This is a genomic window from Denitromonas iodatirespirans (assembly GCF_018524365.1).
Classification (GTDB): domain Bacteria; phylum Pseudomonadota; class Gammaproteobacteria; order Burkholderiales; family Rhodocyclaceae; genus Nitrogeniibacter; species Nitrogeniibacter iodatirespirans.
Genome location: NZ_JAEKFT010000030.1, coordinates 1 through 16,077 on the forward strand (window position 1 = coordinate 1; position 16,077 = coordinate 16,077).

General features: G+C 61.8%; 9 protein-coding genes. 3 read left to right on the forward strand and 6 right to left on the reverse strand.

What is annotated here, in order from left to right; genetic code table 11:
* Positions 1-271: 271 nt before the first annotated feature.
* From I8J34_RS19845 to prs, 4 genes are read right to left on the reverse strand one after another with little or no spacing between them, the layout of a single operon-like run.
* Complete coding sequence (locus I8J34_RS19845; protein WP_214363375.1) at positions 272-943, reverse strand: NUDIX hydrolase; 672 nt, start codon at positions 941-943, stop codon at positions 272-274.
* 39 nt (positions 944-982) lie between these two features.
* Complete coding sequence (locus I8J34_RS19850; RefSeq protein WP_214363376.1) at positions 983-1,450, reverse strand: macro domain-containing protein; 468 nt, start codon at positions 1,448-1,450, stop codon at positions 983-985.
* Complete coding sequence (locus tag I8J34_RS19855; RefSeq protein WP_214363377.1) at positions 1,447-3,153, reverse strand: nicotinate phosphoribosyltransferase; 1,707 nt, start codon at positions 3,151-3,153, stop codon at positions 1,447-1,449. Before I8J34_RS19855 ends, I8J34_RS19850 begins: the two co-directional genes overlap by 4 nt.
* Positions 3,083-3,907: a ribose-phosphate diphosphokinase gene (gene prs / locus I8J34_RS19860; RefSeq protein WP_214363378.1), complete on the reverse strand. Its 825-nt coding sequence runs from the start codon at positions 3,905-3,907 to the stop codon at positions 3,083-3,085. Before prs ends, I8J34_RS19855 begins: the two co-directional genes overlap by 71 nt.
* Positions 3,908-4,192: 285 nt before the next feature.
* Here prs and I8J34_RS19865 point away from each other — a divergent pair, with 285 nt between their 5' ends.
* The 3 genes from I8J34_RS19865 to I8J34_RS19875 all read left to right on the forward strand — a co-directional run bounded on the left by I8J34_RS19865 (position 4,193) and on the right by I8J34_RS19875 (position 11,929).
* Positions 4,193-5,383, forward strand: a complete 1,191-nt coding sequence (locus I8J34_RS19865; RefSeq protein ID WP_214363379.1) for a M48 family metalloprotease — start codon at positions 4,193-4,195, stop codon at positions 5,381-5,383.
* On the forward strand, positions 5,380-10,881 hold the full coding sequence (locus I8J34_RS19870) for an AAA domain-containing protein (protein WP_214363380.1): 5,502 nt from the start codon (positions 5,380-5,382) through the stop codon (positions 10,879-10,881). Before I8J34_RS19865 ends, I8J34_RS19870 begins: the two co-directional genes overlap by 4 nt.
* 343 nt (positions 10,882-11,224) lie before the next feature.
* The gene (locus I8J34_RS19875) at positions 11,225-11,929 is read left to right on the forward strand and encodes a hypothetical protein (protein WP_214363381.1); all 705 of its coding nucleotides are present in this window, start codon (positions 11,225-11,227) and stop codon (positions 11,927-11,929) included.
* A gap of 293 nt (positions 11,930-12,222) precedes the next feature.
* Here the strand turns inward: I8J34_RS19875 and I8J34_RS19880 are convergent, their stop codons facing one another.
* Positions 12,223-13,308, reverse strand: a complete 1,086-nt coding sequence (locus I8J34_RS19880; RefSeq protein WP_214363413.1) for an ISAs1 family transposase — start codon at positions 13,306-13,308, stop codon at positions 12,223-12,225.
* A 625-nt stretch (positions 13,309-13,933) separates the two neighbouring features.
* Positions 13,934-16,066, reverse strand: a complete 2,133-nt coding sequence (locus I8J34_RS19885; RefSeq protein WP_214363382.1) for a site-2 protease family protein — start codon at positions 16,064-16,066, stop codon at positions 13,934-13,936.
* Positions 16,067-16,077: the final 11 nt, after the last annotated feature.

Consider the following 16,077-nt stretch of genomic DNA (forward strand, 5'->3'; position numbering starts at 1 on the left):
GGTCGCCTCGACACTCGGCAACCATGCGCACGGCGCGCTCGTGGACTTCGGGGGAGTACTTCACGGGTTTCTTCTTCATGGTGTTCATGGCTCTATCTTCTCAAGAGGGAGAGCCTCCACCAAACCCGGGGCGATTCAGTGCGCTCAATCGCTACCATTCGCCAGAGCCGCACTCGTGTGTAGTGGTCAAGGTTCTAAGGCGTGAGCGAAAATTGCCCACCTGACGATACGAGGAACTGCCCCATTGTTCGCCAGGAGGTGAATCAGCCTCCTACATGCCATCTCCCAAAGGACGGTGGAAGAAGCTTACCTCTTCCTTGAGGCGATACTGAGCTGCGGTGCGCCCCCGTCCAGCTGCCGGCTCCTTCCCCGCAAGCTCAAGAATCCCCATTTCACTCACCTTGCGGGTGAAACTCGTGCGATTGAGCGGTACGCCTAGCACCAGCTCAAATACGTGATGCATCTGCGGAATCGAGAACCGGGCCGGCAGCAGATGGCACGGAAGCGTTGAGTAGGTTCCTTTACTGCGTAGACGCTCAACTGCGCGCCTGACGATTTTGTTGTGATCAAAGGCCAGCTCCGGCAAGGCTGCGACCGGATAGAGATGCAGGGGAATTGCCGAGTGTGATGCCAACGCCTCGCGGGAAATCAACGCTACATAAACGATGCTGACCGACCAGCCTCTTGGGTCCCGTGTCGGGCCCGATATTGTTTCCAGTTGCTCCATGTGCGAAGGCGCGAACCCGAGTTTGGTGGTCATGATGCGTCGGGCTGCGTCGTCGCCGTTCTGGTCGGTGTTGGTGTGCACGTAACCGCCGGGTAGTGCCAGGCGTCCTGCGAACGGCTCCTTTGTCCGCTCCATGAGCGTGACCTTGAGCTGCTCGTCCTCAAGAGTCAGCAGTACGATATCGACAGTGACGATGGGGCTTTCGTGCTCAGGCATTGCTGCGAATTCTTTCCCTTGAGGATTTGAGTTCAATTATCACCCGCACGACGTCTCGTTCGGGTCCCACAGATTCCGATCGCTGTTTGGTGCGCCGGCGACGATGCGTGGCGCGACTTCGCTCCATCGGCCGCCACCCAGGCCGCAGCCGATCAAGGGGAAGTGAATGGAGAGCGCGTCATTGTTTTGAGAGAACCGGGCGACCTGTTCGAAGCAGTTCTGTACGGCATCGTAGTCAACGTAGCGCCGATGATCACGACCATAGAACCGCTGCGTGATTGCGTTGGCTACCCATAGATGCTTGCCGACCTGGATAAAGCTAACGCTGCCCAGTTGCAGCCCGTCGGGTGAGTCGTGTGCCGCCTGATACACTTCGAAAGCTTCGGGCCATCGGGCCCGGATCGCCTTGGCGACGCCGGACCCCATGACCCCCTGGGCGTTGCATCCGTGCACGATGATTCCCGTGTCGACCTCGAGGAGGTCGCCGGTGTGCTTGTGGATACTCACACTACTGCGCCGAGCCGTGCGCGGATGGTGGCCAGATCTTCGTCGACAACCAGCTTGCCATCGACAAACACCGTGCGCAGCTCGCCCTGGCGCTCCTGTTCCTCGGTTTGATTGTCGTAGAGCACGAAGCGATTGCCCTCCTGTTCGATGCGGAGCAAGCCGCATGCGGACTTCTTGGCGCCTCCGTCGGTCACGGGATCCTTTTGCACCGCGATGCGTTCGCCATTGACGACACCGGAGGTGGCCTTGATTGCCCAGCCGAAGGAATCACGCGTGATGTACTGGTAGGTGTAGGAGCCAATGCCGAACACCACGTTGCACGATGCGAAGCCCTTGCGTTCCAGCGCGTTGAGGATTGCCTCGGCGCGTTGCAGTGTGATGGAGTCGCCGTAGATAAGGCCGACACGCTCGTTGAGTACGCGATATCCCTTGTCGGTCTCGGTGCCGCTGAAGATGTCCCACAGACACTCGACGGCACCCTTTACCTCGGCCTCCCGCGCTTCGCGCAAGAGGGGCTCCTCGCCGGCGCCATCGAGGATGAAGTACTTGCCGTTGACCTGAATCGCCTCGGCGCCTTGTTCAATGGCTGACGACAAGTCCGACATGCGGTCGATCTCGACGCAGTTGTACCCTCCGATGATTCGCACCGGGTCGCCCGAGTCGGGACGGAACACCACCTTGGCCAGCCCGATCGCGTTCGGCGTGCGCGCCAGGATCTGTGGCCTCAGCTCGCGGGCATATTCGGTGATCACCTTCCAGAAGTCCCAGGTGTCGGAGACGATCGACACCACGCCTGACGGATAGATCTCGGTGATCAAGCGCCGGAAGGTGCCGATCTCGCTTTCCTTGCCGCCCAGACACATGACTGAGTGCTCGGTCGCCGGCACACTGCCGCCGACTATCTCGCGCTCGGCGTTGGCGTTGTAGCGGTCTTCCAGGTAGTCGATCGCCGCGATGGTGTCGGTGCCATAGAAGCTCAGCAGGTGGCCGGCGCCGGCACTCATGCTGTCCATGAAGCCACTCATGCCACGTGCGGAGAAATCGTGTCCTTGCCAGTCAACGAACGCTTTTGGCGCACCCGTGCGCTCGGCGAAATCCTCGAGGAGACGGCGATACTCGTAGGCGATGGTGGCTACCGTCGAGGGCTTCCACAATTCATCGCTGATGACGGTTTCCAGATAGTTGGTGACCCAGAAGAACCGTGCGTCCGAGGTGTTGCGAATCGTCATCGTCGGCACGCGGATGTCCACGCGCGAGCCTTCGGGCAGCGACTTGATTTCGATCGGCAGATAGCCCAGATCGTGCAAGGCTTCGATGTGGCTCACATCCACCGCGCCCGGGCCCAGTGCGCAGTCCAGACGCCGCTTGTAGCGCCCGATGGCCACGTCCTTGGGCTGTTTGAAGAAGTTCTCGTTCCAGATCTCGATCAGGAACATCTTGATGAAGCCCTGCAGGCCGAACCAGACCACTTTCGAATCGAAGCGATCGCGAAGCACCGGCGCGAGGCGGTCGGAGCGCGGGGTGAAGTTGCTGTACACCTCGGTCGTGCCTTCGGGGTACTGGAAGATGTGGCCGGTCTTGTAGAAATCCGCCTGGCTCAAGGGGTTGATGTTCAAGATCATGATGCGCTCCTTAGAGGATAACGAGCCGTTCGTTGTCGAGGCCCGACAGATTGTTGGGGGTGAAGATGCGCTCATACGCATCGAGGAGGGTGGCGAGTCCCTTGCTGAAGAGCCCGTGGCTCACATACAGATAAAGGGGGCGATCGGTGTGGCGGCGTAGTACCGAGGCAAGCTCGACGAATGTCGCGCCGCCGTCACAGATGTCATCGACGACCAGCAGGGGTACGTCGGGTACGCCCCCGGCAATGGTCATGTCGAGGATTCGGCCGCTCGCCAGATCGCGCTGCTTGTCCGCATAGACGATCCGGGTGGCGCCCAGCGCCTTGGCAATGCCTACGGTGCGTTTGCGCGCTCCCGCGTCCGGGCAGACCAGCGCGAAATCACCTGCAAATTCGGGGCGCTCGGCTAAAGCGGAAGCCGGAGCGCTCGGCTGGATGATCGACACGCGGTCGATGAGCGCCCCGACCACATCGCTGTGCGGATCGAGGATCGTGACCGAATCGTAGCCCTGGGCATTGATCAGCGAGCAGAACACCTTGGCCGACAAGGCCTCTCCCGGATTGCACACGCGGTCCTGACGTGCATAGGGCACGTAGGGCATGCGCAGTTGCAGCGGAGCACGTGAAGGCATCACGCGGCGCAGTGCATCGGTGAGCATCAAGAGCGCCATGATGTCGTCGCTGCTGCGCAAGTCGGCATCGATCCGCACTTCGCGCACACGTTCGGGCAGGGCCCCGCACTGCACCTGGACCTCTCCGCCCGGAAAGACGAAAGCCCGCACATCGACGGGGACAAGCCTGTCGCCAGTGTTTGAATAGACCTTGAAGGAGTTCATTTGAGCACCTGTTTTGTTGCTGCGTGCGACAAATATAATCCTAATTTGACGCGTTGTGCAACAAATAAGTTGATGGAAAGCCGCTTCAGACAGCCGCTGCTGTGCTTTGCCTTGTTACGCCAAGCTTGACCGCTGGAAGGGTGAGCGCCGAGAGGAACTCCCTGGGGGCAATTTAATGCATTTTGCGTACTTTGACGCATGTTGCCGGTGAACCCGTGGCTATGACTTGAACATCGAAGCGTCGCGCCTTGTAGAATCAACCGCGATTTCCTGCGGAGGCTACCCATGTCTTTCGTCCCGGATCGCGGCGAGCTCTTGCCGCTGACCTATCACACCAAGGTGGTGGACTACCTGCGTCGGCACGAGCCGGAGGTCTGGCGATGGGCTGCTGAGCGCACCGTTCGTGCCGAGCAGTTGGAATCCTTGCGTGCCGAACTCTTGCGCGATACCTATCGGATCGATGCGCAGGTACACGGCGATGTGCACGCCGCTCTGACTACTGCCATGTCGAGGCTAGGGATCGAGGGAGGCGCAACCTTGTATCAGTCTCCGGGGCAGGACATGAATGCATCGCTGGTCTTCGTGCCAGGCGAAATTCATATGGTGCTTCAGGGGCCCTTGCTCGAGCGCTTGTCGTCCGATGAACTGCTCGCCGTATTCGGCCACGAGTTGGCGCACCACCTGCTGTGGTCCCGGGACGAAGGGCAATTCCTTGTCGCCGACCGGATCTTGCACGACACCGTGGCTGCGCACGGCCCATGTGAAAGCCATCGCGAGACCTATCGGCGCTACAGCCTGCATACCGAGTTGTTTGCCGATCGTGGTGGCGCCATCGCCGCAGGCGCCGTCGAACCAGCGGTGTCCACGCTGGTCAAGGTCGTCACTGGCATGGGGGTCGTCGATGCCGCAGCCTATCTTCGACAGGCCGAAGAGATCGAGTCAGCCGAAAAGAGCGCCAGTGCTGCCTACTCGCACCCCGAGACCTTCATCCGCGCACGGGCCGTGGCCCTGTGGTGGGCGGGACACGCCGACCTGGAAACCTGGCTGCGAAAACGGCTGATCGGCCCGCTGGTGCTCGACCAACTCGACTTGCTGGACCAGGCGCGACTGCAGGCACTTTCACGTGGATTTTTGGCGCACTACCTGGCGGATGTTGACTGTGTCAGCGAAACCGTCATGACCCAGGTGCGGGGGATGTTCCCGGATTGGCAGAACGATGAAATCCCCGCTGGCCCGGAAACCTTCGCAAGTGACGTGATGGATGACAGCGTGCATCGCTATTTCAATGCCTTGATGATGGATTTGGCGTTGGCCGACCCGGATTTGCGAGATGCAGGGTTGTTGCGTGCAGGCCGAATCGCGACCCAGTTGGGCAGCTTTGAGGCGCTCCAGACCAATCTGCGGCGCGACGCCGGGTTCGGCAAGCGAGAGCTGGAGCGATACACGCGTCAGCTGACCGACGAGGTGCGCGCATGACCGAATACACGCATGCAACGGAGAACACCCGGGCTCTGGACACGCTGATCGCGGCGCAAGCAGGCAACGGACTCCCGACAGATGACATCCTGGTGTTGGTCTTGCCGCTGTTCGAGCAGGTGGCGTCGTTGCATGCGCATGGCCGGGTGGCCTCGCTCGATTGGCGCGATGTTCTGATCGGTGAAGACGGTGGGCTAACGCTACGCCGCCTCGCAGGCAAAGCTCCAGTGATGAACATCAGCGCCGTCCACCGTGTACAACCCCATGCATCCTCGGGGCTGAATATTGTCGGCGCCCTGCAGATCGATCCCACCGAGGACGGTCTTCGTGACGTGTCGGACCGGGCGGTGCAACTCGATGCTTCCGCGCCCGTCGAACGCCCGGTATACCTCCCCGGCCCAAGTAGCTGGGAAATCGCGCTGGGTCATCACGACGAAATCACCGATGTTTTCCTGCTTGGCATGGTGTTGGCAGCGCTGGCATGCGGGCTTGATTTCTCCGATCCGGATGACTTGCGCAACTTCGTGCTGCATCGGCGCGATCTGTTCAAGCTCGAAGCCCGCTTGCACCCGGTGGTGGCCGCCGTGATCGTCGAGATGACGCAGATCAACCGGCACGAGCGTGCGACGGACGTGGCCGACCTGGCAACCCGCTTGCGCACCTGGCGTGACCAGCCCGTCGGTGTCGACGTAGACCGGGCGCTCGAAGGGGCCTCCGGTCTGGCCTCCCGACGGACAGCGGTGCTCGGTCACTTGCGTGACCGCCTGTTCGACATCTCTCGGCGCAATCGACTGCTCTACTACAAGGCGACGGCGGCCAGCGTGAACATGACCGTGGCTAGTGTGCCCCTGATGCTCCAGGTCGAACGCATTCGCGCGGATCATATCTGTACCTGGGGTGGTCCGTTCGCCGCCGATCTGCTGGCCGGCAAGGCGGTGTCCCTGCAGCGCTGGTTGCGCTTCGAGGATCAACCCTATCTGCCTGCCGCCCTCGATCGGCTGATCGCCGAGGCGCGGCGTGACCGGGCCGAATACGGCTTCAGCAATCTGCGTGTTGTCGTGGCCTTCCTGCGTTGGCACAACCTGAAGGAGTTCCCGGACGAGCGCATCGTCACCCCCTTGCTGTGGTTGCCGGTCAGTCTCGTCAAACGCAAAGGCGTGCGGGACCACTATGTCGTCCAAGGGGATGGGGTCGAGGCCGAATTCAATCCGGTGCTCCGGCATCACCTCGACCAGCTCTATGGCATCCAATTGCCCGAGTCGGTCGATCTGACCAAAACCACGATTGAAGCCATCCACGCCGACGTGCTGGCCCAGATCCGTCGCACCGAACCGGCCGTGGAACTGCGTCTCGTCGACAAGGCGGCGATCCGTCTGGTGCGTCACAAGGCGCTGCAGCGCATGCAGCGCTACCAGCGTCGAAAATCCTCTGGAAGCACGCGCCGTGTTTCCGGCGAGGCAGGGCTGCCGCCATACAGCTACGCCCAAGACGATTATCGACCACTCGGGCAGGCGCTGTTCGACTACTGGGTGCGACCGAGCCCGCTGCCTCAGCGTTTCGAAGCCGGCGCGGTGCCGGAACCAAACCTGCGTCGGCCGCGCATGGTCGAAGTAACAGAGGAGGTGCGCGAAGGCTACATGCTGGAAGAATCGGATGGTCACCGCTTTGCCTGGGATCTGGATCTGACCCAGGTGACCTTGGCGAATTTCAACTATCGAAAGATGTCGCTGGTGCGCGATTATCGGCAGTTGATCGATGAGGCGACCGAGAACCCGGCGTTCGACCGCGTCTTCTCGGTCGATCCGCGCGAGATCGAAACCGACGAGCCCCCACCGCTTCAACCCGCAGAGCAATGGAACGTGGTGGCTGCGGACGCCACGCAGAACGCCGCCGTGAGCTTGGCTCGTCACGGGCGCAGCTTCATCATTCAAGGCCCCCCGGGCACGGGCAAGTCGCAAACCATCACCAACCTGATCGCCGACTATGCCGGCCGCGACAAGCGCGTACTTTTTGTCTGCGAAAAGCGCGCGGCGCTCGACGTGGTGCACCATCGTCTGAAACAAAGCGGCCTCGATCCGCTGTGTTGCCTGATCCACGATTCGCAGGCGGACAAGAAGGCGTTCGTTGCGGACCTCAAGGCGTGTTACGAGCGATGGATGTCGGCGCAGGAACAAAGTGAGGCACGCCGGGCACGTCGCCAGGCAGTCGTGGATGTGTTGTCCGCCCATCAGGCGCGTATCGAGGCGTTCGAATCTGCCATGGCCGACACGCATGACGGGCTCGGTGGCAATGTCCGTGGGCTGCTTCGTCGGATCGTGCGCTCGCCTCAGGTGCCGGATGTCGGCGCTGGACTGCGCGAGCGCTTGCCACGCCTGGCCGAGTGGGATCGCCAACGACCGCTCGTCGACCGCCTTTACGGCTTCATCCGCGAGCGCTTCGGGCTGAACAGTTTTGCCGGGCACCCATTTGCGCGTCTGTCTGCGACCTTGTTGCGCGATGAACACCCATTCAGTCGCGCCGAGCAGGCGTGCGCCGATATCGACGCTCAGTTCGATGCGCTGGATGCGCATCTGGAGAGTTCGGGACGCTTTATTCGTGGCGATCTTCCGCTCGACGAAGCGATCGCGATTGCGGCAGAGAGCCGGTGGCTGCTGGATCAGGGGCTTGCCGCTCATCTGGGCATCCTCGATGCAGGTTCGAGCGCTTTCACCGAGGTACAGGCGCTGCGCCGTGAAATCGTCTCACGGGCCGAGGCGGTCTCCGCGGCCACGATGGAGACCGCGCATTGGCGCGTCAAGCTGACCGCCGGTGATACCGAGGCGGGGCTGAACTTGACGAAGCGGCTTGAGTCATCCGTACTGCGCTGGCTGCAACCGGCCTGGTGGCGTCTGCGCGGCGAACTCAAACGCCGCTACGACTTCGGCAAGCATGCGGTTCATCCTGGTTACACGCGGGTGCTCGAAGCACTGTCCGCCGAGTATGCCGCCATCGCGGCGTTCGACAAGGTCAACGCGGAAAGCTGCAAGCGCTATGACGTGGGCGACATGCAGGACTTCATGAAAGCCGTGGACGAATTAGGCGAGCGCCTGAAATCGGGCGGCGCCACTCATCGTCTTGTCGATCACCTGCGTCAAGCCGGCGATCCGGTGGCCGCCGCGCATGCCGAGGCTCAGACGCAGAGTTCACTTGAGCGGCTGGAAGAGACCCTGCGCGAAGCGCTGTGTCTTCCGGGCGACATCCCCCTGGGCGAAGTCGGAGAGTTGGGGCGCGATCTGCGCGAGGTGCTCGATGATCTGCCTGACATGCTGCCCCTGTTGCGGGCACTCCACGACGGTGATCTCGCGGTTGTCGATACCGTGGGGGTCCTGGATTACCCGCCAACCGTCCTCGAGGCCTTGGTGCTGGATGAGGCCCTGAAGCGGCTGGAACGGCAAAATTCCGTCCTGGCGCGGTTTGGTGGAGCCGGGCTGGCTCAGTCGGCGCGCGCCATCGCGCAAGGCCAACGGGAATTGCATCAACTCAATGCGGAGGTGGTTGGTGCCACCCAGCACCGGCAGTTCTCCGAGCATGTCCGACAGTCCATGCTCTCCGCCACGCAGCTGGACGAAGAAGGCAAGGCGTTCAAGAAGCGGTACGCCGCGGGCAGACGTGAGCTGGAGCACGAATTCGGCAAGAGCATGCGTTTGCGCTCGATCCGCGATCTGTGTGACGCAGATACCGGTCTGGTGGTCAACGATCTGAAGCCGATCTGGCTGATGAGCCCGCTATCGGTGTCGGATACCTTGCCGTTGTCGCCGGATCTCTTCGATGTGGTGATCTTCGACGAGGCCAGCCAGATCCCCATGGAAGAGGCTGTGCCCGCGCTGAGCCGGGCGCGCCAGGTCGTCGTAGTCGGCGATGAGATGCAGTTGCCGCCCACCAGCTTCTTTTCGACCAGCAGTAGCGAGGGTGACGACGAAATTGTCGTGGAGGAAGAAGGCGAACGTATCGCCATCAACCTGGACGCGGATAGCCTGCTCAATCAGGCAGCCCGAAATCTGCCCGCGACGCTGCTCGCCTGGCACTACCGTAGCCGACATGAATCGCTGATCAGTTTCTCTAACGCTGCGTTCTACGACGGTCGGCTGGTCACCATTCCAGACCGGGCCCTCGAGCAGCCCAACGAAGACGTGCCGCCATTGCATTCCGACGATGAGGGGGCTGCGGTCATCGGTGCGGACGAGTTGCTCGAACGTCCCATCAGTTTCCATTTGCTCGGTGATGGTGTGTACGAGGAGCGGTGCAACGTGCCGGAAGCGCGTTTCATCGCCAGGACGGTACGCGAGTTGCTCGGGCGCGAGACAGGGCTGAGCATCGGGATTGTGGCTTTTTCCGAGGCACAGCAAGGGGCGATCGAATCGGCGCTGGATGAGTTGGCGGCCGAAGATGACGACTTCGCCGTGCGCCTGGAGCGCGAATACGTCCGTGAAGACGAAGGCCAATTCAACGGGCTGTTCGTCAAGAACCTCGAAAACGTGCAGGGTGACGAGCGCGACATCATCATCCTGAGCATCTGTTACGCCCCGGGGCCGAACGGCAAGATGTTGATGAATTTCGGCCCCATCAACCAGCGCGGTGGGGAGAAACGTCTGAACGTGATCTTCAGCCGGGCGCGCCATCGCATGGCCGTGGTGACGACCATCCAGGCCGAGGCCATCACCAATGTGCACAACGACGGGGCGGCCGCATTGCGAGGTTTTCTGCAGTTTGCCCAGGCAAGTGCTGCCGGTCTCTTCGATCGTGCCCAGTCGGTGCTGGGAACATTCGGTCAGGGCGCGAGGAAGGCGTTCAATCGGGATATTCCCGAAGATGCCATTCGTGACGCCCTTGCCGAGGCCCTGCGTGCCCGAGGTCATCGGGTGGAAATCAATGTAGGTCGCTCGGGCTTCCGATGCGATCTGGCCATCGTGGCGCCGGATCTCTCAAGTTATGCGCTGGCCATCTTGCTGGATGATCCTGGTACCGATGTCAGCGATTCTGCCGAACGCTATGTGTTCCGGCCGGCGATCCTGCGCAGTTTCGGATGGCGCGTGCTCGATGTTCCCGGCAAGGACTGGTTGGAAGACCCCGAGGCGGTGCTCGCGCGCATCGAGCACATGTTGGTGGAGGACGAAGACCGGGCGCTTGATGTGCAGTTGGAACACAGGGACCCCATGTCCAAGATGCCAGCGCGATCGGAACCGTCGGCGGAGCGGCCCTCGCTCCAGACCGACAAGTCCTCGACCGATGAGCAGGAGGCTTGCGAGCGTAGACTTGTGTGCGAGCAAGGGGCTTCGCGCAAGTTCTGGCAGGTGCGTGTTGAAGGTGTTGACTTGACGGTTACCTATGGTCGGATTGGTACAGGTGGGAGGACCTTGCTGAAACAGTACGAAACGCCGGAACGTGCTCGTCGCGAGATGGACAAATTGGTGGCGGAAAAGCTGCGCAAGGACTACGCGGATGAGGCGCAAATTGACTGAATGTTCTGCTTGGCGATTCCCATAGACCACGCGTGATCGAGGCGGCAGCTATGTCATGGGAACTTGCCGGTCATATCGACTGACTGCATTCGGCCATTACCGGACGCTGGAGATCCGGCTAGAATTTCCCTCGCCGGAACCCGTTGAATGACCGGTAAACGGCGACGAGATTGAACCCCGCCTTGGCTCGACTCGGCCAGGAGCGGTCGCTGAGGTGTAGGTCGAAAGTGCCGTAAATCAAGTTCGGTGTCGTAATATTGACGCTACGTTTCAAAAACGTAGTACCCAGCCGCGCGGAACGCTCTCTACGCGCGCTCCTATTTCCTTCGCACTGGTGCTTGCCGTGAAATACACCTCCATTCTCTTCATCGTGCTCCTTGTCGGATGCGCTACGCATCCGCGCCAAACCGGTCATGTCGTATCAACTGAAGAGGCTGTAGCGCACTTGCATGCTCAGACTTGCTGCGCAGACATACGAGACTTGCCCACACTTCCAATCAATGAAGTTGGAGCGTCATTCGACTTTAAAGTGACGGCAACGGGCAAACCAATCGGCATCTCCAAGGGGGCGGCATATGGTCGGCTTCTTACTCTTCCGGAGGACGGAAGAACTTACCATTTCAAGATCGAGTCATTCAGCAGCAAAATCGAAAACCGAAGGCAGCTATTTGCTCCTATCGTAGTCGTCCTGAATGATGACTACTCAGTTTCCCGAGTTTCGAGCATGCCGATGTTGCGAGTGGACGACGAGAATCCAATTTGGCAAGAACGGGAGCACGTAACGTTATTTGTTAAGGTCAATCGTAAGACACGCCCCCATGAGCGGCGCATCTTGATCACGACCGATCCGGGCGCCTACGGCAAATACCTCGCGCTTCGACGAATACAGGGTCCGGAAGGCCCTATTTACTATGTGACAAAGCTAACGGCCGAGCCCACATCGACGTTACTGCCGCATCCGATCCAGGCAAGCCCTGAGGGCGAACTCCGGCTAACCAATTTGTCTTCCGTGATGAGCAAACCGTTTGATCATTGGATCATGTTTTAAATCCGAATTAGGCCGCCTCCGGGATTCATCGCTTGATCGACCGTAGCCCCCGGATTGCGCTTCGCTTCGTCCGGGCTGCGATCCCCCAAAGCGCCAAAGGCGGTGAAAGCTTAACAACGGGCGCTGGATATTGAGATCGTCCGGAAACGCGGCGCGTCAGCAAACGTAGGTTGGGCTGACGAAGGAAGCCCAGCACTCGGTGGCCCACAATTGCACCGCTGAACGTTGGGCTTCGCTGCGCTCAACCCAACCGACATGATCCCCTCTCGGATCAGGGCGATTGCATCCGATCATCATAACGGCTGAATCTGCAGTACGCGCATGCGCTCATCGTCGTCCCAACCGGCGCACTTTCGGCGCAACCTCACGCTGCGCTTCGGATGTGTCGTATCGAGCTTGAGCATGTTCAGAATGATGCGACGGACGATCGACAGGTTGGCGGGCGCATGATCGCGTTTCACGGCGCAGGCGTCCTCTCGCAGCATCACGTCGAGTCGCCAATGCAGGTCGTTCTCGATCGCCCAGTGCCTGCGGGCCGCATCGGCCAGTTCATCAGGGTCGAGCCCAGCCGAACTGATGTAGTAGCGCGTCTCGATACGCGCCGGTTTGCCGTTCGGAACACGCAGCGAAAGGACGCGCCCCAGGCTGGCGCACTCGGGCCACTGTTCGCGATCGACCTGACCATCGTTGGGAATGACTTGCGCGATCTGCATGCTCTTTCGCCCATGCCCCTGCCTGACATGTTCGTCGCTCAGGACATCGGGTTGGTCAGTGAAAGCGTCTTCAAGCGCCTGGCGCAAGCCGGGCTGGTTGCCTTTGACCGCCAGCAGGTAATCGGCGCCGCGCCCACGGATCTGCCGCGCCAGATCGCGCTGGCATCCGAGCGCATCGAGGCTGACCAGCGCACCGCGCAACTCAAGCGCGTCGAGCAGGTGGGGAATCGCGCTCAACTCACTGCCTTTGTTGGGCACTTCGCGCTGCGCCAGCACCAACCCGACTTCGGTGGCGAAGGCGCTGACCATGTGGACCGGGTTGCGTTTGTCGGTGCCTCGAAGACTCTTGCCATCGATGGCAACGTGTCGAAATGCCGGCAAGGTCTCGCCGACCCAGGCGCGGAAGGCCCCTTCGAAGGCTTTCGGGTCAAGCAGGCGAAACACCCGGTTGAGCGTGTCGTGAGACGGCAAACCATTGTCCAGGCAGAGAAATCGGCGCAGCCAGGCTTCCTTGTGACGCGCCCATTCAGCGATATCCACGAAGGTCTCCACTTCGGAGAACATCGCGCAGGTGACGATCACCAGCATCTCGGTCAGGTCGTGCGCCACGCGCCCCCGGCGCGGGTCTTCGATCACGGCAAAATGTTCCACCAGCGTCTTTCCCATCGGTCGTCCAAAAGACGAGAGTGGACGGGATTTTTGCGCTGTGCACAAGTGTTTTGTTGCCGGTCAGGCCGCCGTGCCCAACACTATCGCCTCCGGGCGGGCGGATGACTATGCTAAATAGGTGCGATCGCCCTGCTCTCGGATCCGAACGACCGCTTGGGGTCGGGTGGAGTCATTAGCGTTCGGCAGCTTTCTGGCAACGAATCTTCGAGTGCAGTTTTCGAGCTCACCACACTCGGCGCTGGCGGCTTCACAGTGGAGGCGTCCAGAGACCACGTTCATCAAGGCTCGTTTGGACCGTGTGTCCAGGTGGGCAGGGCGGGTTGATGGAGGGCGGGATAACCTTGCACTCCTTGCCCACCAGAAGTCAAAATTGACGTTGTCCATGGAGCGTTGATGCGCGTAGAAATCGATACTCAGACAGTTTTCGACTTTAGCGTTTCGTCTCGGCAGATTCTTCAGCGTTGAAACCCAGTGAACTCAGGGCCTCAAGTTTTCGACTTTAATGACCGGGAATAACGTGCACAGGACATAAAGTCCGTCGAGCATGTGCCGACACGCAAATTCAGCCGGAGGTGTTCGATGCTTGCGGCGGGTGGTGCGTCGCCGCGCGCGGCGAGCCCCATCAAAACCCGCTCTCGCGGATCAGCACGCCGGCGGCGTTCTTCAGGAATTCGCCGAAGAGGGTGCGGGGCGCGGCGTTGATGACGGCATGGCCGCGCTCGGCATGGGTCAGGCCCTCGCCGTCATCGACGGTGAGGGTGACACGGTAGAGGGCGCGGTCGGGAAACAGCTGGCCGTTTCGCTCGCGGGTCAGGATCTCGCCACCGTGAGGGGCCGCGAGCATCGGCTCGGGCAGGACCCGCGTGGCGTCTCGGTCGATGCGCAGCACGCGCAGGGCTCGCACGGGTTTGCCGGGTGTCTCGGGGAAAAATCGACCGCCGGCACCGGTGGCGATGCGTTCGATTTCCTGCTCGCCCAGATAGGTTTCGACCAGCCAGGCGCTTGGGTCGACCAACACGCCGAGACGTTGCTTGGGCGCCACCCACTGGCCGGGGGCGAGGTCGGGCGGGAGGTCGAGCAGGCGGCCGGCAAAGGGCGCCAGCGGCGCCAGGCGTGCCTGTTCGCGGGCCAGGCCTTCGCGCTGGGCTTGCGCCACGGCCAGTTCCTGTTGCATCACGAGCTGCCGGTTGCGCCACTCGGGGTCGAAGCCGGCACCAGCCACTTGCCAGCCGAGGGCCTGCACGCGGGCGGCGGCGGCCGACTGTTGGCTGGCCAACTCCGGTGACGCCAGGACCATGAGCGGCGCGCCGGCGTCGACCGTGCCGCCGGCCGCCACCGGCAGCGCAAGCACCTGGGCCGCCACCGGCGTTACCAAAGGGAAGGACTGTGCCGGGCGCAGCATCGCCACGCCGCCGACCTGAACGCGCCAGGGAACCAGGCAGAGCAGCAGCAGGCCGGCCAGGAGCCCGCATGACCGCCGCCAGCGACGGCCCTGGCGCAATTCGTGCCAGCGTCGCCGCCATGTGCCGAGTTCGCGCAATATCGGCCGCAGGAGGAACCAGAAGATCTCGACCGCGAAAAGGACGATGCCCAGCACTTTGGCGAACATGTGATAGACGAGCAGGGCAATGCCGAGAAAAACGACAAGGCGGTAGATCCACACCAGATAGGCGAAGAGGATCAGGCCGCGGCGACGCCCGGCGGGAAGATGTTCGGGCGGCGGCTCGCCGGTGCCGAACAGGCTCTCGCGCAGATGCCAGCGTGCCAGGGCAAAGGCGCGCGGGTGCAGATTGGGCATCTGCAGCCAGTCCATGAGGATGAAGTAGCCGTCGAAGCGCAGGAAGGGCGAGAGGTTGATGGCCACGGTGTTCACCCAGGTGGTGGTGGCGAGCAGGAAGGCGGCGCTGCGCAGCGCACCGTCCGGCAGCAGCGCCCAGGCGAGCGTGGCCCAGGCGGCGACGACCAGTTCGGTGATGATGCCGGCACTGCCGACCAGCAGTCGCTGGCGATGGTCCGGCAACTTCCAGGTCTCGTTGACATCGGTGTAGGCCATGGGGAAGAGCACGAGAAAGGCCACCCCCATGGTCGGCACGCGACAGCCGTAGCGCTTGGCCGTGAATGCGTGTCCGAGTTCATGGAGGAATTTGACGACCACCAGGGTCAGGCCGTAGTGCGCCAGCCCCTGCCAGGAGAAGGTGTCGACCAGGGTGGCGACGAAGGGCTCCCATTGGCGGATCACAGCGATCACGCCGGTGAAGAGCGCCAGCGCCGTCAGCAGGAAGAAGCCGCGTCTGAAAAAGGGTTCGACCCAGGGCAAGGCACGCTCGAGCCAGCGATCCGGGAAGAAGAGCGGGAGGCGAAAAAAGAGGTAGTTGTGGATCAGCGTTTGCCACCAGCGCTGCTTGCGCCGGTTCTTCTGCTCGAGCAGCCAGGCGTTGCCCGGCGCGCCGGCCAGGGCGAGCAGTTCGTTGGTGCGGAGGAAGTCGAGCACCTGGCGCATGTCGCTCTCGCTCGCCTGCAGCGTCGTCTCGCGTGCCAGGGCGTCGAGAATGCGGCCCGGAGCGCCGACATGCCAGCGCGCCAGGATTTCGAACACCAGCCAGTCGATCCGGAAAAAGAGATTGCGCACAGGATCCTGCAGCACCCAGGCCGGCGAGCCGTCGGCGGTCGGCGCATTGGCGTGGAGCGTGAGCTCCTCGCGCAGCGGCGGCAGGGTGTCGGGCAGCTTTCCGGAACCGGGCGCAGGTGTCCCCATGGCTGTGCCGG